Here is a 21,323-nt window from a genome sequence, read left to right as displayed (position 1 = left end):
ATTGAAAACGAAAAGTTATTGACTTGATAAAAGATACATTTATTTAACGTAGCCATCGCGACGCAGAGCAGGAATCCTTATGTTCAGCAATACTGTATTCACCCAGATTAAGCGCTCTGAGCAAAAAAGGATTGCCGACATCACTCATTTTCTGCGTGAAAATGGCCTCAACATTGACACCTCAGTAGAAATATTTATTTGCGCACAGCGGGATAACAAAATCATCGCCTGCGGCGGTATCGCCGGCGATATCATAAAGTGTGTCGCCATCAGTGCCGCCGCCCGCGGCGAAGGATTAGCCCTGACGCTGGCCACCGAATTGGTCAATCTAGCCTATGAGTTAGGGCGGAATAACCTTTTCATTTATACAAAAGAAGAAAACGAAGGGATGTTCCATCAGTGCGGTTTCTCCACCATTACCCGGGTTCCCGGGATTATGGTGCTGATGGAGAACAGTAAAGTCCGCCTTCAACGCTATGCCGAAACATTAGTGACGCTGCGCCACCCAGGGAAAAAAATCGGTGCCATCGTGATGAATGCTAACCCGTTCACCAACGGACACCGCTACCTCGTCCGGCAGGCGGCCAGTCAATGCGACTGGCTGCACCTGTTTTTAGTCCGTGAAGATACCTCACGCTTTCCTTATGAAGATCGGCTGGCGCTGGTTCGCTCCGGCGTGAGTGATATTGCCAATCTGACGCTGCACCCGGGCTCCGAATACATCATCTCCCGCGCCACCTTCCCCTGCTATTTCATTAAAGAGCAGGGGGTAGCCGATAACTGTTACACCGAAATCGATATCAAGATATTCCGGCAGTATCTGGCGCCGGCTCTGGGCATTACCCACCGCTTCGTCGGGACAGAGCCCTTCTGCCCGGTCACCGCCAAATACAATCAGGATATGCGTTACTGGCTGGAAACCCCGGCGCTGCCCTATCCGCCGATCCACCTGGTTGAAGTGGCCAGGCTGACCTATCACAACACCCCCATTTCAGCCTCTTGGGTACGCAAGCTGCTGGTACGCAAAGATATTCCGGCAATCACCCCACTGGTACCCAACGCGACGCGGGCCTATCTGGCCCGTCTGATCGCCTCGATACCGGCGGGTGTGGAGCGCCGGTCCCAGGAATCCGTCTTAGTTACAGGTGACAAATGAAAATAAACCACGCAGCCGTCGCTGGCACCCTTGAGTCGAGCGACGTGATGGTACGCATCGCGCCCATTGAAGACGACCAGGCTCTCGATCTGCAAATCAGCAGCAGCGTCGAAAAACAGTTTGGCGACGCCATCCGCGCCACCGTGCTGGACGTCCTCAACCGTTATCAGGTGCGCGGCATACAGCTGATCGTTGACGATAAAGGTGCGCTTGACTGTGTCCTGCGCGCACGTCTGGAAACCCTGCTGGCGCGCGCCGCCGACCTGGTCAGTCTGCCCTGGGAGGATCGCGCATGACACCGCAACAGAAAACCCGCACCCGTCGCAGCATGTTGTTTGTTCCCGGCGCCAACGCCGCCATGCTGAGCAACGCCTTTATCTATAAGGCCGATGCGCTGATGTTTGACCTGGAAGACTCCGTGGTGCTGCGTGAAAAAGACGCCGCCCGCCGTCTGGTATACCACGCGCTGCAGCATCCCCTGTATCACGATATCGAAACCATCGTGCGCGTGAATGCCCTGGACTCCGCCTACGGCGTCGCTGACCTGGAGGCCGTCGTTCGCGCCGGCGTTGACGTAGTGCGCCTGCCGAAGACCGACTCCGCCGACGACGTCATCGCCATCGAAAATGAAATCGCCCGCATCGAACGCGCCTGCGGGCGTGACGTCGGCAGCACCGGCCTGTTGGCCGCCATCGAATCCGCCCAGGGGATCACCCAGGCGGTGGCCATCGCCCACGCCTCACCACGCCTGATCGGCATCGCGCTCGGCGCCGAAGACTATGTGCGCAACCTACGTACCGAGCGTTCTCCGGAAGGGATCGAACTGCTGTTCGCCCGCTGCAGCATCCTGCAGGCAGCCCGTTCGGCCGGCATCCAGGCCTTTGACACCGTCTACTCCGACGCCAACAACGATGAGGGCTTCCTGCGTGAAGCCTCCCATATCAAACAGCTGGGCTTTGACGGCAAGTCACTGATCAACCCGCGTCAGATCGAGCTGCTGCACAACCTGTACGCTCCGACCCAGAAAGAGGTCGATCACGCCCGTCTGGTGGTCGATGCCGCCGAAGCCTCAGCCCGCGAAGGACGCGGCGTGGTTTCCCTGAACGGCAAGATGGTTGACAGCCCGGTTATCGAGCGCGCGCGTCTGGTGCTTTCCCGCGCGGCCCTGTCCGGCATCCGTGAAGAATAAGGCGATAAAGATGACACAAGATACCCAACGAAACGCCCGCGTAGCCGCCTTTAGCCAACGGGACAGCGCGCTGCCGGCTTTCAATGACGTCAGCAAGGCACAGTACCATGACGATCGCGCTCGCGATCGCAAGCTGTGCGCCTCCCTGGAGGAGGCCATCCGCCGCAGCGGCCTGCGCGACGGCATGACCATCTCCTTCCACCACGCCTTCCGGGGTGGCGATCTGACCCTGAACCAGGTGATGGATGCCATCGCCGCCATGGGCTTCAAAGATCTGACGCTGGCCTCCAGCTCCCTAAGCGACTGCCATGCGCCGCTGGTGGGCCACATTCGCAACGGCGTGGTACGCAAGATCTACACCTCCGGGCTGCGTGGCCCGCTGGCCGATGCCATCTCCCACGGTCTGCTCGACGAGCCGGTGCAGATCCACTCCCATGGTGGCCGCGTTCACCTGATCAATAGCGGTGAATTGAACATCGACGTGGCCTTCCTCGGGGTACCCGCCTGTGACGCCTTCGGTAACGCCAACGGCTATACCGGCAACGCCTGCTGCGGCTCGCTGGGCTACGCTCGCGCCGACGCTGAAGCCGCCAATAACGTCGTCCTGCTGACCGAAGAAATCCTCTCTTATCCGCACAACCCGGCCAGTCTGACCCAAGACCAGGTCGACCTGATCGTCTAGGTCGAGCATGTCGGCGATGCCAGCAAGATTGGAGCCGACGCCACCCGCATGACCTCCAATCCGCGTGAACTGCTGATTGCCCGCAGCGCGGCGGAAGTGATCGCTCACTCCGGTTACTTTAACGAAGGCTTCTCGCTGCAGACCGGCACCGGCGGCGCCTCGCTGGCGGTGACCCGTTTCCTGGAAGACAAGATGCGTCGCGCCAATATTCGCGCCGACTTTGCCCTGGGTGGCATCACCTCCACCATCGTCGATCTGCACGAGAAGGGATACATCCGTAAGCTGCTCGACGTACAGAGCTTCGACCGCGCTGCCGCCGGCTCCCTGGTACGCAACCCGAACCACATCGAAATCAGCGCCAACCAGTACGCAAACTGGAGCTCCAAAGGTGCCGCCGTCGATCGCTTGGACGTGGTGGTGCTGAGTGCGCTGGAAGTGGACACTCACTTCAACGTTAACGTCCTGACCGGCTCCGACGGCGTTCTGCGCGGTGCCTCCGGCGGCCACTGCGACACCGCCATCGGCTCCGCGCTCTCCATCATCGTGGCGCCGCTGGTACGCGGACGTATCCCGACCATTGTCGATAATGTGCTGACCTGCGTCACACCGGGCTCCAGCGTCGACATCCTGGTCACCGACCACGGTATCGCCGTCAACCCGGCGCGCCCGGAGCTGGCCCAGCGTCTGCGCGACGCCGGTCTGCCGCTGGTCAGCATCGGATGGCTGCGCGATCGCGCGCTCTCCCTGACCGGTGAGCCGAAGCCGATCGCCTTTACCGACAAAGTCGTGGCCGTGGTGCGCTACCGCGACGGCTCCGTCATTGACGTGGTTCGTCAGGTCAAGGAATAGGCGATGATGCCCCTGCTCCCCCATTTGGCGGCCAGCCATACCGTCACCCTGCCGGAACTGCTCCTCAGCCGTGAATGCAGGCAGTCCCGGCAGACGGCATGGCTGGCCCGCCATACCTGTACGTTGATCTCTTTTACCGTGGTCTCCCCCGGCCCGGTCAAGGATAGCCCGCTGACGCGCCGCATCTTCAATGCGGGCATCGCGGCGCTGAATCAGCTGGCACAGCGTCAGGAGTGGAGCATCAGGGAGCAGCGTTCACTGGATTTCGCCACCGGCCCGGAAGGGCTGATGGCCATCGATGCGTCGGCCGAACGGGTCAAACGGGCAACCATCGCACTGGAGCAGAGCCATCCCCTGGGGCGGCTCTGGGACATGGATGTCGTGGCAAGCGACGGACAGATCCTGTCGCGCGGCGATCACCAGCTGCCGGCCCGCCGCTGCCTGATTTGCCAACGCCCCGCCGTGCTGTGCGCCCGTGAGCGCCGCCACGACGTGGCCCAACTTCTCGCCCATATGGAGGCACTGCTCCATGATGCCGAATCCGATAACGCGTAATCCGTATCCCGGTACCCTGGAGCAGGTTTGTGGGCACTATGCCATCCTGGGCTGGCGTGCCATGCTGGCTGAGGTCAATCTGACACCTAAGCCAGGTCTGGTCGATCGCCACAACAGCGGCGCCCACCGCGACATGGCACACAGCGACTTTGTGCGCAGCGCCGATGCCATCGCCCCCTGGCTGGCCCGCTTTGTCGAATACGGCGCCGACAGCGCCGCGCTGGACGGCAGCAGCGTCTTGCCCGGCCTGCGCGCACTCGGTATCGCCTGCGAGGCGGACATGTTCCGCGCAACTGCCGGCGTTAATACCCATAAGGGCAGTATCTTTTCTCTCGGCCTGCTGTGCGCCGCCGCCGGGCGCAGCCACCAGCGCGGCCAGCCTGTTACCCCCGCGCGGCTGTGCGGCTATGCGGCTCAGTTTTGCCGCGGGCTGGTCGCGCGCGAGCTGGCTCCCCTGCGCCCGGCGCAGGCATCCACGGCCGGGCAGCGCCTGTTTATGACGCTGGGCATTACCGGCGCCCGCGGCGAGGCGGAGGCCGGCTACCCTCTGGTGCTGAATCTGGCGCTTCCCCATTACCAGCAGGCGCTGGCCGCCGGACGCGATCCGGAGCTGGCACTGCTCGACACCCTGGTGCAGCTGATGGCGCATAACCAGGATACCAATGTCGCGGCGCGCGGCGGCGAGAGCGGGCTGCGCTGGATGCAGCTAAGCGCCGCTGCGCTACTGGCAACCGGCGGCATCCGCACCCCGGCCGATCTGCAGGCGCTGCGCCGCTTTGACGCCGAGTGTATCAACCGTCACCTGAGCCCGGGCGGCAGCGCGGATCTGCTGATCCTTACCTGGTTTCTGGCTCACCTCTGTTACCCGATTTTGCACGCTGAACATTAAAAATATCATCCTTACCGGAGTCATCAGTTATGTCCAAAGAGAAGATAGGGAAACTGCTCGCGCCCCTCGTGGTGATGGGGATTATGTTTATGCTCCCAGTCCCCGATGGCATGCCGCCACAGGCCTGGCACTATTTTGCCGTGTTTGTCGCCATGATCGTCGGGATGATCCTTGAGCCTATCCCGGCAACCGCCATCAGCTTTATCGCCGTGACCATCGTGGTGATTGGCAACCAGTTCCTGCTGTTTAACCCCAGCGAACTGGCCGATCCCGCCTTCAACGCCAGTAAGCAGGCGCTGAAGTGGGGGCTGGCCGGTTTCTCCAGCACCACCGTGTGGCTGGTATTCGGCGCCTTTATCTTTGCCCTGGGCTATGAGGTCAGCGGGCTGGGTCGGCGGATCGCCCTGCTGCTGGTCAAGTTTATGGGTAAGCGAACGCTCACTCTCGGCTATGCCATCGTCATCATTGATATCCTGCTGGCACCCTTTACGCCGTCTAACACCGCGCGTACCGGCGGCACCGTCTTTCCGGTGATCAAAAACCTGCCGCCGCTGTTCGACTCCCATCCCAACGATCCCTCTTCACGCCGCATCGGTAGCTATCTGATGTGGATGATGGTGATCAGTACCAGCATCAGCTCCTCCATGTTCGTCACCGGCGCCGCACCGAACGTACTGGGCCTGGAGTTTGTCAGTAAAATTGCCGGTATCCAGATCTCCTGGATGCAGTGGTTCCTCGGCTTCCTGCCGGTGGGTCTGCTGCTGCTGGTCGTCGCCCCGTGGCTCTCCTACGTGCTGTACAAGCCGACCGTGACCCACAGCGAGCAGGTCGCCACCTGGGCCGGTAGCGCGCTGAAAGAGATGGGCGCCCTGACCCGCCGTGAAATCACCCTGATCTGCCTGGTGCTGCTGAGCCTGGCGCTGTGGGTCTTTGGCGATGATTTCATCAACGCCACCGCCGTCGCCCTGCTGGCAGTCGCCCTGATGCTGGCGCTGCACGTGGTGCCGTGGAAGGATGTCACCAAGTACAGCGGCGCCTGGAACACCCTGGTCAACCTGTCCACCCTGGTGGTGATGGCCAACGGACTGACCCGCTCCGGCTTTATCGAATGGTTCGCCAAGACCATGGGTGCCCATCTGGCCGACTTCTCACCGACCGCGACGGTCATCGCCCTGGTGCTGGTGTTCTACTTCGCTCACTATCTGTTCGCCAGCCTGACCGCCCACACCGCCACCATGCTGCCGGTGATCCTGGCTGTCGGCCAGAGCATCCCGGGCGTTCCGATGGATCAGCTGTGCCTGCTGCTGGTGCTCTCTATCGGCCTGATGGGCTGTCTGACACCGTATGCCACCGGCCCGGGGATCATCATCTATGGCTGCGGCTACGTGAAGTCCAAAGACTACTGGCGCCTGGGGGCCATCTTCGGGGTTATCTACATCACCGCCCTACTGGCGATCGGTTGGCCTATCATGGCGCTGTGGTACTAAGCCGATACGCCCTCTCCGCTGACGATCGCTACCGTCCCAACCCCCTGTCGATGCAGGGGGTTTATTTTTATCATCACAGCCTCAGCGTGATTACAGATGCGTCCACAGAATGCTGACCCAGACAAACAGCGCCAGCCACAACGCCACAAATACTGCTGCCGAACCCATATCTTTGGCGCGACCGGACAGCTCATGGCGCTCGCTGCCAATCCGGTCCACCACCGCCTCAATGGCGCTGTTGAGTATTTCCAGGATCACCACCAGCGTCACGCTGCCGATCAGCAAAATGCGCTCAACCGCCGTGACGTCAAGCCAGCAGGCCAGCATCACCGCGACAACCAGCAGCAGACTCTCCTGACGGAACGCCGCCTCATGGCGCCATGCCGCCTGCAATCCTTTGATCGAGTAACCGGCCGCTTTGATGATTCGGGTCAAACCTGTAGTACTATTCATAAATAATCCATAATGATAAGCATTGGCGGGCATTTTAACCGCTTCCCGGATCCCGGCACCACAGATCTCAGGACCACTTTCTGGTATTCTTGCCGCGCATTGCTAACAAGAGGCTGGTACTTTTATGTCTGGATGGCGTAAAATATATTATAAGCTGTTGAATTTAATTCTTAAATTACTTGTAAAAAGTAAAGTTATCCCCACCGATCCGGTGGCCGAACTGCGTTTGGACACCACCCGGCCGGTCTTCTATGTTCTGCCCTATAACTCTAAGGTGGATCTACTGACCCTACGCGATCGCTGTCTGGCGCTGGATCTGCCCGACCCGCTGGATGACAATGAAATCGATGGTGTCATCCTGCCGCGCTATGTTTTTATAGACGATGGCCCGCGGGTCTTCCGCTACTACGCGCCCAAGCAGGCGTCGGTCAAACTGTTCCTCGACTATCTGGATCTACACCGCGGCAACCCGTCGCTGGATATTCAGATGATACCGGTCTCCGTGATGTTTGGTCGTGCGCCGGGCCGCGAGGACCATAAGGGTGCCCCGCAGCTGCGCTTGCTCAACGGGATTCAGAAATTCTTCGCCGTGCTGTGGCTGGGACGCGACAGCTTTGTGCGCTTCTCCAATACCGTCTCGCTGCGCTATATGGCCGATGAACACGGCACCGACAAAACCATCGCCCAGAAGCTGGCGCGCGTGGCGCGTATGCACTTCTCCCGCCTGCGCCTGGCCGCCGTCGGCCCGCGCCTGCCGGACAGACAGGCACTGTTCAATAAGCTGCTCGGATCCAAGGCCATTGAGAAGGCCGTTGAAGACGAAGCCCGCAGCAAGAAGATCTCCCGCGAGAAGGCCCAGCAGAATGCGGTCGCGCTGATGGAGGAGATTGCGGCTGACTTTACCTATGAGGCGGTGCGTCTCTCCGACCGCGTACTCAGTTGGACCTGGAACCGCCTGTACCAAGGGATTAACGTCCATAACGCCGAGCGCGTGCGCCAGTTGGCCCAGGATGGTCACGAGATAGTCTATGTTCCCTGCCACCGCAGCCACATGGACTACCTGCTGCTCTCCTATGTGCTCTACCACCAGGGGCTGGTGCCGCCGCATATCGCCGCCGGCATCAACCTGAACTTTTGGCCGGCAGGCCCCATATTCCGCCGGCTGGGCGCTTTCTTCATCCGCCGGACGTTTAAGGGCAATAAGCTCTACTCCACGGTGTTCCGCGAATACCTCGGCGAGCTGTTCAGCCGCGGCTACTCCGTCGAATACTTTATGGAGGGTGGGCGCTCACGTACCGGCCGTCTGCTGGAGCCAAAAACCGGCACCCTGGCCATGACGCTGCAGGCTATGCTGCGCGGCGGTAAGCGTCCTATCACCCTGGTACCGGTCTATATCGGCTACGAGCACGTGATGGAGGTCGCCACCTACGCCAAAGAGCTGCGCGGGGCGACCAAAGAAAAAGAGAGCCTACCGCAGATGGTGCGTGGGCTGCGTAAGCTGCGCAACCTGGGCCAGGGCTACGTCAACTTTGGCGAGCCTATCTCCCTTAACGTCTGGCTCAACCAGCACGTGCCGGAGTGGCGTGAGGCTATCGATCCTATCGAGGCTCAGCGCCCGCACTGGCTCCCCGCCAGTGTTAACAGCATCGCCGGCGAAGTGATGGTCAACATCAATAAGGCCGCTGCAGCTAACGCCATGAACCTGTGTGCCACGGCGCTACTGGCCTCACGCCAGCGTGCGCTGACCCGCGAGCAGCTGCTGGAGCAGCTGGAGTGCTATCTTCAGCTGCTGCAAAACGTACCCTATGCGCCGGATGCAACCCTGCCGCAGCGCACGCCGCAGGAGTTGCTGGACCACGCCCTGCAGATGAATAAGTTTGAGGTTGAGAAGGATAACATCGGCGATCTGATCATCCTGCCGCGTGAGCAGGCGGTGCTGATGACCTACTACCGCAATAACATTCAGCATATGCTGGTACTGCCGGCGCTGGTTGCCAGTATGGTGATCCACCACCGCCAGATCTCACGCGATGAGCTGCTGCGCCAGGCGGCGGTGATCTACCCGATGCTGAAGCAGGAACTGTTCATGCACTATGTGCCGGAGACGCTGCCGCAGGTGCTCAGCCCGATCATTGATGAACTGTGTCGTCAGCAGCTGATCAGTCTACAGGATGACACCCTGATCATTAACCCGCCGCGTATCCGCTCCCTGCAGCTACTGGCTGCCGGGGTACGTGAAACCCTGCAGCGCTATGCCATCACCTTCTCGCTGCTGAGCGCCAACCCCAGCATCAGCCGCGGCGCCCTGGAGAAAGAGAGCCGCATCCTGGCCCAGCGTCTGTCACTGCTGCACGGCATCAATGCGCCGGAGTTCTTCGACAAGGCGGTCTTCGCCACCCTGGTGGCGACGCTGCGCGCAGAGGGCTATATCAACGACGTCGGCGATGCGGTACGCGAGCAGACGCTGGAGATCTATAACCTGCTGGCCGATCTGCTGACCCCGGAGATCCGTCTGACCATCGAAAGCGTCAGCATCGCTGCGCTGGAAGATACCGGCGGTGCGGACGGAGGCACCGCGTAACACGCACGGAGATCCCCCCGAAACGCCCGGTCTGCACCGGGCGTTTTTATCTTCGCCTATCCAAACAGCTGCCCGGCCTGCAGCAACGTAATCCAGCATCCCCACAGCAGCGGCAACCCCACAGCCAGCCAGGAGAGGGCGACCCACAGTCGACTGCCGGCGTCCGCCGACCAGCTCAGCTGAGCATTCGGGTCCACCTTATACAGGGAGCGCGCCTGCGCCAGCTGAGCCTCGCTCATCGTATGGCGTCGATCGACCGGACGGATCAGCAGATTACACACCAGGCCGACCAGCAGTAGACCCGCCAGAATATACAGCGTCTCGGAATAGGCCTGAGCGCGGGCGATGCCACGGCTGAGCTGATACTCCCGCAGATAATTGACCAGCACCGGCCCAAGGATCCCTGCGGCCGACCAGGCGGTCAGCAGGCGGCCATGGATCGCCCCCACCATCTGGGTGCCAAAAAGATCCGCCAGATAGGCCGGCACCGTCGCAAAACCGCCGCCGTACATTGAAACGATCAGGCAAAACGCCAGCGCGAATAACGTTACGCTGCCCAGCGCACCCAGCGTCGGCAGCAAGCCATACAGCACCATACCGAGGGCAAAAAAGAGAAAGAATGTCCTGTTACGCCCGATGCGATCGGAGAGCGAGGCCCAGAAAAAACGCCCACCGATATTGAACAGGCTCAACAGGCCGGTGAACCCGGCGGCGATGGCGGCGATCTGCGCCAGCTGAGCGGAGGAGAGCTCGGCAAAGCTCTGTGTCCCCCCCAGCAATCGCCCGGCAAAGACCTCCTGCAGCAGTGGGGAGGCCATGCCGATAATACCGATACCGGCGGAGACATTGAGGCACAGCACCGCCCACAACAGCCAAAACTGCGGCGTGCGGCAAGCCACGCTGACGTGCACCTCCACGTGGGTGAAGCCCTGCGCCGCGGGCGTCTCCGTCGCCGCAGCCATCCCCTGGGGACGCCAGCCGATGGGCGGAATGCGATAGGCCAACGCGCCGGCGAGCATGAACACCCAGTAGATCAGCGCCAACGTCAGAAAGGTCTGCCATACGCCAACGCCCCCGGCCGCGGTGTAGAAATGCATCAGGCTATTCGCCAGCGGCGCCCCCACCATCGCACCACCGCCAAAGCCCATTATCGCCAGCCCCGTCGCCATGCCGCGCCGATCGGGAAACCAGCGGATCAGTGTCGATACCGGTGATATATAGCCGAGCCCCAGGCCGATACCGCCGATAACCCCGGATCCCAGCCATAGCATCCACAACTGATGCAGGTAGACCCCCAGCGCGGAAAACATCAGTCCGCCACACCAGCAGCAGGCCGCGACGACCCCAACCTTACGTGGCCCCGCCTTCTCCAGCCAGCTTCCCCACAGCGCCGCCGAACAGCCCAGAAAGATAAAAAAGAGGGTATAGGTCCAGCCCAACATGGAGATGCGCCAGTCGCACCGGGTGGTAAAGAGCTCTTGCCAGGCGGACATCTGCGCCGGACAGGCCTGCGCCGCGCCGCCCCCCAACGCCTGCGACAGCGGCAGCCAAAAGACGGAAAAACCATAGGCCATGCCAATGCACAGATGGATCGCCAGCGCCGCCGGTGGAACCAACCAACGGTTAAACCCCGGACGGGCTATGATGCGCGCCTTACTGAAAAAACCGGGGCGGACGTCAGCCGCCCTCCGCTCGTCGCCCCGCGGCGTCGGCACAGAATTATCGACACTCATTATACTTCTCCTGATCCTGAATGCGTTGCCGCCATGGCAAGCGGCGCATCCTGACATAGCAGAAGACGTACCATAACTGTTCAAAATTTGCTCACCGGCGAAATTCATCCTGGCTTTGTGACAGGTAACAAAGAAAGGTGAAATGTTAACTTACAGTTTCATTTTAACGTTCAGCTTTAGCGCCACACGCCGGGGATGAGACTATCAATGTGGGTCTAAAGGGAGGAGAAAATGATAATTACGGAGCGATTATGAGAAAAACGGCGGACATTACGCCCACCGCATCGTTTACAGCGCCAGCAGGATCCCCAGAAACAGGATCAACCCGACGTAATTATTGTTCATAAACGCCCTAAAACAGGAGGTGCGCGCCCGCCGGGTAATCAGCTGCTGCTGGTAAACGAACAGTACCGCGGCCAGCAGTACGCCCCAGTAATAGGCGCCCTGCAGCTGATTCAGATCGCCGACCCACAGCAGCAGCAGCAGCGTAGCGAGCTGCAGCAGGCCGATCACCAGACGATCGTAACGGCCAAACAGGATCGCCGTCGACTTGATGCCGATCCGCAGATCGTCATCGCGATCCACCATGGCGTACTGGGTATCATAGGCGACCGTCCAACAGATATTGGCCGCAAACAGCAGCCAGCAGCTGAGCGGCAAACTCTCGCCGACGGCCGCATAGGCCATCGGTATCGACCAGCCGAAGGCCATGCCCAGGATCACCTGCGGCAGATGGGAGAACCGCTTGATAAAGGGGTAGAGCCAGGCCAGCGTCAGCGCCGCCACCGACAGCCAGATCGTCATCGCATTCAGCGTCAGCACCAGTGCGAAAGAGAGCCCCACCAGCAGCACAAACAGCGCTTTGGCTTCGCGCTCGGACAGCGCGCCGCAGGGCAATGGGCGCTGACAGGTACGCTTAACATGACCGTCAAAGTGGCGATCGGCAAAATCATTAATCACACAGCCTGCGGCACGCATAAAAAACACCCCACAGGTAAAAACCAGCAGCAGCTTTCCCCCCGGCGCCGTGCCGCCTGCCAGCCACAGCGCCCAGTAGGTCGGCCACAGCAACAGCAGCGAACCGATGGGTTTGTCGATCCGCATCAGGCGGCAATATGCCAGCCACTTGCTTTGGGCCACACATCCCTCCACGCCTTGCTCTCTCCGTTTAGGTGCGTTATCTACCATAGATAGGGGCATCGGCCAGGAACAGCTCTGTCAGCAGCAGCGGCTGACCGGCAACACGCAGTCGGCTGCGGCGGGCCCAGAGCAGGCCCAGACAGCCCACCCGCAACGACTCGCGCTCCAACGCCACCCCACTGAACAGATAGCGCCCCAACGGAGTACTCCCCAGTCGACGCAGCGCCTCACCTTCGCCCTCCAGCGTGCTGGAAGGCGTCAGGGTCCGGCCAAACAGCCAGGGAATACCATCGCCGAGCAGGATCACCTCCCGCAGCCAGTACTGCACGCTGGGCGACAGCTGCCTGCACTCATCATCGCTCAGCTGCGTCGGGTCCACCGCCCCTTCACGCAGCACCGTCACCTGTAGCCTGTCGCATTGCTGCTCCAGGCGGCGGGTCATCGACCCCTGCTCCGCCAGCCAGCTGCAATAGTCCGCCGGCGGCGTCGCGTCAGCCAACGGCCGCCAGTCGATATTCGCCAGCGCAGCAGAATATTCTGCCATACCATACACCCCATAGTCTCAACCCCTGCGTCGCTGCGCTATCTGCAGCGCGCCTTATTACGTTTCAGTGTACCGCAGATTCACTGCCTGGGGCACTCTTGCAGCAATCCATGAGCATTTGACTAACAAAAAAAAGTGGAAACCACAACAAGCATGCAAACGCCTGCAAGGGCGGCAATAAACAAAAAAGGTGCGCCGTTGCGCACCAGTCATCAAGCCACATCCGTAACGCAGTACGGTGGGGCGTCTTTGCGCCCCGCCGTTTAACCCTTGCCTTTTACGCTGCGGATAAAGGTTTCCCGGGCCGTCGTCGACCCCAGTCGCTGCGCCTCATTCATCAGGCGCAGCGCTTTATCGATATCGCCCTGGCGTACTGCGCTGCGGATGCTGCGATCGAAATAGGCGGCGGTATCATCCAGCATCGGCGCCGCAGGCGCAGCGACGGTACTCGCCGGGCTGCCAACCGCCACGTCGACTGGTGTATCCCCTGTCGGTAACAGCCCGCCTATCATCACATTGCCACTTTGCCGCTCAACCCGTGCCTGAATGTTCAGCACCCCCTGTGGCGCATGCATCGCCTGCGGGTCGGGGATGTCCGGCACCGCATTACCCACGCCGGCGGCATAGGCCTTGGCGGGGTTAACCATACGGGTCGTCGTGGCCAGATCCTGACGGGTGGTATAAATCAGCAGATAAATCTGCTGCTGACCCAGCACCGGCGTCAGCTTCAGCGTCCCCTCCAACCGATCGCCGCTCATCACGCCGGGCTGGCGGTAGGTAAAGTAGCTGCCGGGGTAGTAGGCCGCCGGGCGCAGATGCTGATCGAGCACCAACACATTGGGGACATACAGCCGCTTATTGTGCAGCCGGCTGCTTAAGGTTATCTCTAGCGAACCCCGGTTCGCCGGCAGGGTCAGAGCAGCGACGGCCCCCTGGATATCCCCCTGTGCCAGCGTCTGACTTTCAGCACCCAGGGTGAAGGTGGTGTCCACCGGCGGCGTCAGCGGCTGCCAGTGTAGTGCCTGCAGAGCCGCATGGCTCAACTCCGGCGCCGCGGCCACATCCGTCGGGAGCAAGGTATCGGCGAACGCCTGTGGCGTGCAACAGAGCGCACAGGCCAGCAATACGCCGCGGGAGAGACGGTTTAAGGCGATTTTCATCATTATTATCCTTATTATCCTTCTTTCGTACGGCACAGCCGGCGTCAGGCAAGGGACACCGGCGTGCAATCCGGGCGGTGCAGGCACCGCCTCAGCCCCTTACCACCAAGCTTCCATCTGGGCGCCAAACGACCACCCCGGAACCCCCTCAGCGCGGATATCGCCCGGCTGGGTATTGACCTGGATACCGTCTTGATCGGTGTTCCAGTTGTTCTTACCGTTCGCATAGGTGGCAAAGATGCGGATGGCGGGACGCGACCACACGCTGTCACCCGCTTGCCACTGCTGCGCCAGCGTCAGCTTGTACAGCTCGTTGCGGGCGCCGGTTTTCTGCGATTTCACATTATCATAGCCCGCCTCAAACAGAGTGCTCATCGTCGGCGTCCACTTATACATCGGGCGTACGCCGGCGGTATACCAGGTTGAGCCATTCTGAACATCGTGATCGGTATCCTGATACATGGCGACATACATCAATCCCCATTGATCGTTGAAGTCCATCGCACCGTGGTTGAGCACGCGGATCAGGTGACCATCGTTATTAACGCTGGAACCGCTGGAGTGCCCCGCATTGTTGGTATTGCTCATGGCATCGGCCGCATACTGCACCACAAACTTATTAAAGCCGCCCCACAGAGACTGGGTATGCTCGGCGGTAAACATGTAACCATCTTTGGTCGCCCCCGGCGCCAGATGATAACCGTCGTCCAGATTGGCACGGCCATAGTCAAAGCCCAGCTCCAGTGAGCCGCCCGGGTTGGTCTGCAGTCCGGATAGGCGGATGTCATACACATCGTTGGCCGTATTGCGGATAGATTTCTCGTTGCTCTGATTCACAAAATAGGAGTAGGAGCCGCCGGATTCGGTATTGCGGGTCACTGCCAGGGAGAGCTTGCCGAAGCCGAGGTCGATATTTTCCAGACCGGCGCCCGGACCGGAGATATCCCAGTAGTAGAAGTCGATCATATGAACATCATGACGCTGGTAGTAACGCTTACCGGCCCACAGGGTCGAACCGGGCAACCAGGTTATCACGTTCTTGCCCTGCACATTGATCTCACGAAACGCCGGAGAGGTTGACTCCCAATCGTTGGCCTGATCGATACCGTAAGCCACGTTGGTGTCCAGGTAGAAGCTCTGATCACCGCTCTTCCACAGCTCCTGGCCCAGCTTCAGTTCGGCGTAGGTATCACACTCGTTGCCAAGACGGTATTTGGAACCGGCCCCATCAGCCTGAAAACACTTCTGATCGCCTCCCTGTGAGCTCCAGCCGATGCCGGAGCGGGCATAGCCGTGAAAGTCGACCGCCATGGCCTGAGCCGACAGTACGACGCTGGCTACGGCCAGCGCCAGCGGAAGTTTGCGCATATTCATCATCAATCTCCTGTTAGGGATGCCTAACGGCGTTATTATTGCTTTTCAATGCGTTGTCACAGGGTAGGGAGCTACACTCCCGGCTCCTGATACAACCGCTGACAGGCGCTGCCGTCCTCCCGAAACAGGTGGCAACGCTCCGCAGGCAGGCCGATAGCCAGCGTAGCGCCTTCATCGACCAACACCACGTCGTTCTGGCGGTACACCAGGTTTTGACGCAGGGCCGGGATCTGGATATGGATCTGGGTTTCGTTGCCCAACTGCTCGACAACCTGAACCTCGCCCGACAACGTCACATCGGCTGCGGCACTGGGCACCAGATGCTCGGGGCGGATCCCCAGCGACAGGTTGCTACCGGGGCGTAGCCCCTCTCCCGCCACCGGCAGCCAGATATGCTGGCCGTTGGGGAGTTCAACCTGTACGCGCTGCGGCTGTGCTTCGCTCACTTTTACCGGCAGGAAGTTCATTTTGGGGGAGCCGATAAAGCCGGCGACAAACCGATCGGCGGGATAGTGGTACAGCGCCAGCGGCTTACCGACCTGGGCAACGCGTCCGGCGTCCAGCACCACAATCTTGTCTGCCAGAGTCATCGCCTCCACCTGATCGTGGGTGACGTAAATCATGGTGCGCTGCAGGCGCTTATGCAGACGGGAGATCTCGATGCGCATCTGTACCCGCAGCGCGGCATCCAGGTTAGAGAGCGGCTCATCCAGCAGAAAGACATCCGGCTCTGCCACCAGGGTACGGCCAATGGCCACCCGCTGACGCTGACCGCCGGAGAGTGCCTTGGGGCGCCTGTCCAGCAGGTGCGCCAGCTGCAGGGTCTCCGCCACCTGATTCACCCGCTGCTGGATCTCCGCCTTGCTGACACCGGCCAGCTTGAGGCCAAACGACATGTTGTCTGCGACCGACAGGTGCGGATACAGGGCATAGGACTGAAACACCATGCCGATGCCGCGCTTCGCCGGCGGCACCTCATTCATCCGCACCCCGGCAATCTGCAGCTCGCCGGAGGTAATATCCTCCAGGCCGGCGATCATGCGCAGCAGCGTCGATTTACCACAGCCAGAGGGGCCAACGAACACCACAAACTCGCCATCCTCGATGTCCAGGTTAATATCCCGGGAGATCACGGCCTCACCGTACGCCTTATACACATTACGCAGTGATACGTTCGCCATGCACCGCTCCTGTCCGTTGCCAAGGGATGGCCGCAGCACACGCCACAGATGGTGGGGAAAGGGCGCTGCGTCTCAATGAATGGAGATGATGGTGCGCGAAAAACCCGCACCCGGGGATCATCCATCAGCGCTTTTTTGCTGGCGGAGAAGGCGGGAGGATAGCGCACAGCGGATCGGGCCGGAGAGCGCCTCTGCGGCGAAAGAATCGTGATCGTGGCTGCAAAATCGCCTCAGAGATTTCGTGCCATTCACCACATATTGCCAAGTTGTGTTAAGCAGATCACAAGAAAGCCCCACAGGGCGTAGAGCGGGGGAGGATGAGAATCGGGCGGGTCTCGCGGACTATGGCACAACATCGGCGCTTCTGCCCCCGGCGAATGACCGGAACACGGCGATAGCCCCATGAACGCAGCGTACGATACGCGGCCACCGACCCCCGACCCGCGTTCGTGAACTCCCCCCGACAGGACTACAAGGACTGCACAATGACAAAGACATCCACTATAAAAACCATCGCTCTCAGCGCACTGGCCGCACTGGTCATCGCTGCACCGGCGCTGGCCAAGATCGAAGAGGGTAAGCTGGTCATCTGGATCAACGGTGACAAGGGGTATAACGGTCTGGCGGACGTGGGCAAGAAGTTCGAACAGGAGACCGGCATCAAGGTGACCGTAGAGCACCCGGACAAGCTGGAGGAAAAATTCCCCCAGGTTGCGGCCACCGGTGACGGCCCAGATATCATCTTCTGGGCCCATGACCGCTTTGGCGGCTATGCCCAGTCCGGCCTGCTGGCCGAAGTCCATCCGTCCAAAGCGTTTCAGGAGAAGCTCTACCCCTTTACCTGGGACGCCGTGCGCTACAACGGCAAGCTGATCGCCTACCCCATCGCCGTCGAGGCTCTGTCGCTGATTTATAACAAAGATCTGCTGCCCACCCCGCCCAGGAGCTGGGAAGAGATCCCGGCGCTGGACAGCAAGCTGCGCGCCCAGGGCAAGAGCGCCATTATGTGGAACCTGCAAGAGCCCTACTTTACCTGGCCGCTGATCGCCGCCGACGGTGGCTACGCCTTCAAGTATGTCAACGGCCGCTACGAGACCAATAATGTCGGCGTCGACAACGCCGGATCGCGCGCCGGCCTGCAGTTCCTGGTCGATATGGTGAAAAATAAGCATATCAACGCCGATACCGACTATTCCATCGCCGAGGCGGCCTTTAACAAAGGACAGACCGCCATGACCATCAACGGCCCCTGGGCCTGGTCCAATATCGATAAGAGCGGCATTAACTACGGTATCACCCTGTTGCCAACTTTCAAGGGACAGCCCTCTAAGCCTTTCGTCGGCGTACTGAGCGCCGGCATCAACGCGGCCAGCCCGAATAAAGAGCTAGCGACCGAGTTCATTGAGAACTACCTGCTGACAGACAGCGGCCTGGCAATGGTCAACCGGGACAAGCCGCTGGGCGCTGTGGCGCTGAAGTCATATCAGGAGATCCTGGAGAAAGATCCGCGCATCGCCGCCACCATGCAGAACTCACAGAACGGTGAAATCATGCCGAACATCCCGCAGATGAGCGCCTTCTGGTACGCCGAGCGCGCCGCGATCATCAACGCGATCAACGGCCGTCAGAGCGTGACTCAGGCACTGGAAAGCGCCAAGGAGCGGATCCTCAAAAAATAATCTCCGGCTGACCCGCCGCCTGCCCGCCTGTTCCCCCACAGACGGGCGCGGTGGGTTCACCACCGCGCTAACCTGATGCCAACCGCGCCCGAGCGGCGCGCCGTCACCGGTGTGGCAAGTAAAACGAGGGCGTGTCCATGTCACTATCCCAAACTGAATATCCGGCCAGCGAGCCGCGCCAACTCTACCCGCGTACCGGGCTAAAATGGCTGGCGGTCAGCCTGCTCACATTGCTGACCGGCTATCTGACTATCGTCATGTATGCCCAAGGTGAATACCTGTTCGCCATGCTAACCCTTATCCTGCTGGGGGGCGGGCTATATATCTTCGCCAACCGGCGCGCCTACGCCTGGCGCTATGTCTATCCGGGGCTGGCCGGCATGGGGCTGTTCGTCCTGTTCCCGCTGATCTGCACCATCGCCATCGCCTTTACCAACTACAGCAGTACCAACCAGCTCAGCCAGGAGCGCGCCCAGTCGGTCCTGCTGCAGCGCCTGTTCACCAGCGGCCAGACCTACACGTTCAGCCTGTATCCGGACGGTGGACAGTGGCGCCTGCAGCTCACTGATGCCCAGAGCGGTCAACGCTACCTTTCCGGCCCTTTTAACCTGAGCCAGCCCGATCTACAGATTTCGATGGCAGTGGCAGACAGCGCGTCGCAGGGCAGCGCCGCCACGCTGCGTACCGTAACCCAACACCGTCAGACGCTGAACAGCCTGGTCGCCCTGCTGCCTGACGGCACCGCGCTGCGCATGAGCTCGCTGCGTCAGTTCGCCGCCAGCCGCCCACTCTACACGCTGGGCGACGATGGCCGTACCCTGACGGACAACCAAAGTGGCATCGCCTACCGCCCCAATATGCAAAGCGGTTTTTATCAGGCGGTCAACGCCGACGGCAACTGGCGCAGCGAGCGCCTGAGCCCGGGGTTTACCGTGACCACCGGCTGGAAAAACTTTCTGCGGGTACTCAACGATGAGGGGATCCGCCAGCCCTTTATCAGCATTTTTATCTGGACCCTGCTCTTCTCGGTGCTGACCGTCATCTTTACCGTGGCCGTCGGGATGGTGCTGGCCTGCGTGGTACAGTGGGAGGCGCTGCGCGGACGCGCCGCTTATCGGGTACTGCTGATCTTGCCCTATGCGGTACCGGCGTTTATCTCCATCCTGATCTTCAAGGGGCTGTTCAACCAGAGCTTCGGCGAAATCAACATGATGCTCAGCCAGCTGTTTGGCATCCGACCGGCCTGGTTCAGCGATCCGCTCACCGCCAAGTGCATGATCCTGATCGTCAACACCTGGCTCGGCTACCCCTATATGATGATCCTGTGCATGGGGCTACTGAAGGCGATCCCCGAGGATCTGTATGAGGCATCGGCCATGGACGGCGCCGGGCCGCTGCAAAACTTCTTCCGGATTACGCTGCCGATGCTGATCAAGCCGCTGACGCCGCTGATGATCGCCAGCTTCGCCTTCAACTTTAATAACTTTGTACTGATTCAGCTGTTAACCAACGGGGGGCCGGATATGCTGGGAACCTCGACGCCGGCTGGCTATACCGATCTGCTGGTCAGCTATACCTACCGTATCGCCTTCGAAGGCGGCGGCGGACAAGACTTTGGCCTGGCTGCCGCCATCGCAACCCTGATCTTCCTGCTGGTCGGGGCGCTGGCGATCCTCAATCTGAAAGCCAGCAAAATGAATTTTGACTAAGGAGACGCCTGACTATGGCCATGGTTCAACCCCAATCCCTGCGCTATCGCCTGTGGCTCACCCATTTGCTGATGATTCTGTTTATCGCGCTGATCATGTTCCCCCTACTGATGGTGATCGCCATTTCGCTGCGCACCGGTAACTTTGCCACCGGCAGTCTGATCCCGGACCAGATCTCCTGGGAACACTGGAAGCTGGCACTGGGCATCAGCGTGACGGCGCCGGACGGCCGCGTGACCCCACCGCCGTTCCCCGTGCTGCTGTGGCTGTGGAACTCGCTCAAGGTCGCCGTCACCACCGCGCTGGGCATCCTGACGCTCTCCACCACCTGTGCCTATGCCTTCGCCCGCATGCGGTTCCGCGGCAAATCCTCGCTGCTGAAAGGGATGCTGATTTTCCAGATGTTCCCGGCGGTACTGTCGCTGGTCGCGCTGTATGCCCTGTTCGATCGGATCGGTCAGTATATACCGTTCCTCGGTCTGAATACCCTGGGGGGCGTCATCTTTGCCTATATGGGTGGTATCGCCCTGCACGTCTGGACCATCAAGGGCTACTTTGAAACCATCGACGGCTCGCTGGAGGAGGCGGCAGCGCTGGATGGCGCCTCTCCGTGGCAGGCGTTCCGCCTGGTACTGCTGCCGCTTTCCGTACCAATACTGGCGGTGGTGTTCATCCTCTCCTTTATCGCCGCCATCACCGAGGTACCGGTCGCCTCGCTGCTGCTGCGCGACGTTAACACCTATACGCTGGCGGTCGGCATGCAGCAGTATCTCAATCCGCAGAACTACCTGTGGGGGGATTTCGCCGCAGCGGCAGTGCTTTCGGCGCTGCCGATAACCGCCGTCTTCCTGCTGGCACAGCGTTGGCTGGTGGGCGGTCTGACCGCTGGCGGCGTGAAAGGCTAGTTTATGCGTTACCCTAAAAAAAGCAGTAACCTGTGTGCGTAGCTGGCGGCCTGCGGG

17 protein-coding genes and 1 pseudogene are annotated in these 21,323 nt (G+C 60.6%); 11 read left to right on the top strand and 7 right to left on the bottom strand.

All coding sequences use genetic code 11. The features are described from left to right. The first annotated feature begins 79 nt into the window (after positions 1–79). The 7 genes and pseudogenes from citC to EIEH_RS00365 all read left to right on the top strand — a co-directional run bounded on the left by citC (position 80) and on the right by EIEH_RS00365 (position 6,807). Positions 80–1,156, top strand: a complete 1,077-nt coding sequence (gene citC / locus EIEH_RS00395; protein ID WP_015869686.1) for a [citrate (pro-3S)-lyase] ligase — start codon at positions 80–82, stop codon at positions 1,154–1,156. Continuing rightward, the gene (gene citD, locus EIEH_RS00390; RefSeq protein WP_015869685.1) at positions 1,153–1,452 is read left to right on the top strand and encodes a citrate lyase acyl carrier protein; all 300 of its coding nucleotides are present in this window, start codon (positions 1,153–1,155) and stop codon (positions 1,450–1,452) included. The genes citC and citD overlap by 4 nt, the downstream gene beginning before the upstream one ends. Continuing rightward, positions 1,449–2,345, top strand: a complete 897-nt coding sequence (gene citE / locus EIEH_RS00385) for a citrate (pro-3S)-lyase subunit beta (protein WP_015869684.1) — start codon at positions 1,449–1,451, stop codon at positions 2,343–2,345. Before citD ends, citE begins: the two co-directional genes overlap by 4 nt. A gap of 10 nt (positions 2,346–2,355) precedes the next feature. Beyond that, positions 2,356–3,876 (top strand): annotated as a pseudogene (gene citF, locus EIEH_RS00380) (citrate lyase subunit alpha). A gap of 6 nt (positions 3,877–3,882) precedes the next feature. Beyond that, entirely contained in the window at positions 3,883–4,431 is a 549-nt protein-coding gene (gene citX, locus EIEH_RS00375) for a citrate lyase holo-[acyl-carrier protein] synthase (protein WP_015869681.1), read from the top strand. Then, a complete protein-coding gene (gene citG / locus EIEH_RS00370; RefSeq protein WP_015869680.1) occupies positions 4,409–5,320 on the top strand; it encodes a triphosphoribosyl-dephospho-CoA synthase CitG in 912 nt (303 codons plus the stop codon). The genes citX and citG overlap by 23 nt, the downstream gene beginning before the upstream one ends. A gap of 29 nt (positions 5,321–5,349) precedes the next feature. Continuing rightward, on the top strand, positions 5,350–6,807 hold the full coding sequence (locus tag EIEH_RS00365) for an anion permease (protein ID WP_015869679.1): 1,458 nt from the start codon (positions 5,350–5,352) through the stop codon (positions 6,805–6,807). A 90-nt stretch (positions 6,808–6,897) separates the two neighbouring features. Here the strand turns inward: EIEH_RS00365 and EIEH_RS00360 are convergent, their stop codons facing one another. Continuing rightward, positions 6,898–7,260: a diacylglycerol kinase gene (locus EIEH_RS00360; protein WP_015869678.1), complete on the bottom strand. Its 363-nt coding sequence runs from the start codon at positions 7,258–7,260 to the stop codon at positions 6,898–6,900. Between the two features lie 124 nt (positions 7,261–7,384). On the opposite strand from EIEH_RS00360, the gene plsB reads away from it, so the two are divergent. Continuing rightward, positions 7,385–9,841, top strand: coding sequence for a glycerol-3-phosphate 1-O-acyltransferase PlsB (plsB, locus tag EIEH_RS00355; protein WP_015869677.1), 2,457 nt, complete (start codon positions 7,385–7,387; stop codon positions 9,839–9,841). 56 nt (positions 9,842–9,897) lie between these two features. On the opposite strand, the gene EIEH_RS00350 is transcribed toward plsB, so the two are convergent. The 6 genes from EIEH_RS00350 to malK form a co-directional block, all read right to left on the bottom strand. Then, complete coding sequence (locus EIEH_RS00350) at positions 9,898–11,574, bottom strand: OFA family MFS transporter (RefSeq protein WP_015869676.1); 1,677 nt, start codon at positions 11,572–11,574, stop codon at positions 9,898–9,900. Between the two features lie 288 nt (positions 11,575–11,862). Beyond that, complete coding sequence (gene ubiA, locus EIEH_RS00345) at positions 11,863–12,762, bottom strand: 4-hydroxybenzoate octaprenyltransferase (protein WP_172468359.1); 900 nt, start codon at positions 12,760–12,762, stop codon at positions 11,863–11,865. Next, on the bottom strand, positions 12,752–13,258 hold the full coding sequence (gene ubiC / locus EIEH_RS00340; RefSeq protein ID WP_015869674.1) for a chorismate lyase: 507 nt from the start codon (positions 13,256–13,258) through the stop codon (positions 12,752–12,754). Before ubiC ends, ubiA begins: the two co-directional genes overlap by 11 nt. A 263-nt stretch (positions 13,259–13,521) precedes the next feature. Beyond that, positions 13,522–14,418 (bottom strand): maltose operon protein MalM, encoded by an 897-nt coding sequence (gene malM, locus EIEH_RS00335; RefSeq protein WP_015869673.1) that lies wholly within the window; start codon positions 14,416–14,418, stop codon positions 13,522–13,524. 99 nt (positions 14,419–14,517) lie between these two features. Further along, positions 14,518–15,798, bottom strand: a complete 1,281-nt coding sequence (locus tag EIEH_RS00330; RefSeq protein WP_015869672.1) for a maltoporin — start codon at positions 15,796–15,798, stop codon at positions 14,518–14,520. Between the two features lie 65 nt (positions 15,799–15,863). Beyond that, the gene (gene malK, locus EIEH_RS00325; protein WP_015869671.1) at positions 15,864–16,973 is read right to left on the bottom strand and encodes a maltose/maltodextrin ABC transporter ATP-binding protein MalK; all 1,110 of its coding nucleotides are present in this window, start codon (positions 16,971–16,973) and stop codon (positions 15,864–15,866) included. Positions 16,974–17,458: 485 nt separating this feature from the next. Here malK and malE point away from each other — a divergent pair, with 485 nt between their 5' ends. The 3 genes from malE to malG all read left to right on the top strand — a co-directional run bounded on the left by malE (position 17,459) and on the right by malG (position 21,266). Further along, complete coding sequence (malE, locus tag EIEH_RS00320; protein WP_015869668.1) at positions 17,459–18,652, top strand: maltose/maltodextrin ABC transporter substrate-binding protein MalE; 1,194 nt, start codon at positions 17,459–17,461, stop codon at positions 18,650–18,652. A gap of 137 nt (positions 18,653–18,789) precedes the next feature. Then, positions 18,790–20,361: a maltose ABC transporter permease MalF gene (malF, locus tag EIEH_RS00315; RefSeq protein WP_015869667.1), complete on the top strand. Its 1,572-nt coding sequence runs from the start codon at positions 18,790–18,792 to the stop codon at positions 20,359–20,361. Positions 20,362–20,375: 14 nt separating this feature from the next. Further along, entirely contained in the window at positions 20,376–21,266 is an 891-nt protein-coding gene (gene malG, locus EIEH_RS00310) for a maltose ABC transporter permease MalG (RefSeq protein WP_015869666.1), read from the top strand. Positions 21,267–21,323 lie beyond the last annotated feature (57 nt).

It is taken from the genome of Edwardsiella ictaluri ATCC 33202 (assembly GCF_000264785.1).
GTDB lineage: Bacteria > Pseudomonadota > Gammaproteobacteria > Enterobacterales > Enterobacteriaceae > Edwardsiella > Edwardsiella ictaluri.
This window is presented reverse-complemented; position numbering and strand designations above follow the sequence as displayed.

Coding starts and splice junctions, on each gene's coding strand:
- citC (WP_015869686.1), top strand. CDS start 80: ATGTTCAGCAATACTGTATTCACCCAGATTAAGCGCTCTGAGCAAAAA.
- citD (WP_015869685.1), top strand. CDS start 1,153: ATGAAAATAAACCACGCAGCCGTCGCTGGCACCCTTGAGTCGAGCGAC.
- citE (WP_015869684.1), top strand. CDS start 1,449: ATGACACCGCAACAGAAAACCCGCACCCGTCGCAGCATGTTGTTTGTT.
- citX (WP_015869681.1), top strand. CDS start 3,883: ATGCCCCTGCTCCCCCATTTGGCGGCCAGCCATACCGTCACCCTGCCG.
- citG (WP_015869680.1), top strand. CDS start 4,409: ATGCCGAATCCGATAACGCGTAATCCGTATCCCGGTACCCTGGAGCAG.
- EIEH_RS00365 (WP_015869679.1), top strand. CDS start 5,350: ATGTCCAAAGAGAAGATAGGGAAACTGCTCGCGCCCCTCGTGGTGATG.
- EIEH_RS00360 (WP_015869678.1), bottom strand. CDS start 7,260: ATGAATAGTACTACAGGTTTGACCCGAATCATCAAAGCGGCCGGTTAC.
- plsB (WP_015869677.1), top strand. CDS start 7,385: ATGTCTGGATGGCGTAAAATATATTATAAGCTGTTGAATTTAATTCTT.
- EIEH_RS00350 (WP_015869676.1), bottom strand. CDS start 11,574: ATGAGTGTCGATAATTCTGTGCCGACGCCGCGGGGCGACGAGCGGAGG.
- ubiA (WP_172468359.1), bottom strand. CDS start 12,762: ATGGTAGATAACGCACCTAAACGGAGAGAGCAAGGCGTGGAGGGATGT.
- ubiC (WP_015869674.1), bottom strand. CDS start 13,258: ATGGCAGAATATTCTGCTGCGCTGGCGAATATCGACTGGCGGCCGTTG.
- malM (WP_015869673.1), bottom strand. CDS start 14,418: ATGAAAATCGCCTTAAACCGTCTCTCCCGCGGCGTATTGCTGGCCTGT.
- malK (WP_015869671.1), bottom strand. CDS start 16,973: ATGGCGAACGTATCACTGCGTAATGTGTATAAGGCGTACGGTGAGGCC.
- malE (WP_015869668.1), top strand. CDS start 17,459: ATGACAAAGACATCCACTATAAAAACCATCGCTCTCAGCGCACTGGCC.
- malF (WP_015869667.1), top strand. CDS start 18,790: ATGTCACTATCCCAAACTGAATATCCGGCCAGCGAGCCGCGCCAACTC.
- malG (WP_015869666.1), top strand. CDS start 20,376: ATGGCCATGGTTCAACCCCAATCCCTGCGCTATCGCCTGTGGCTCACC.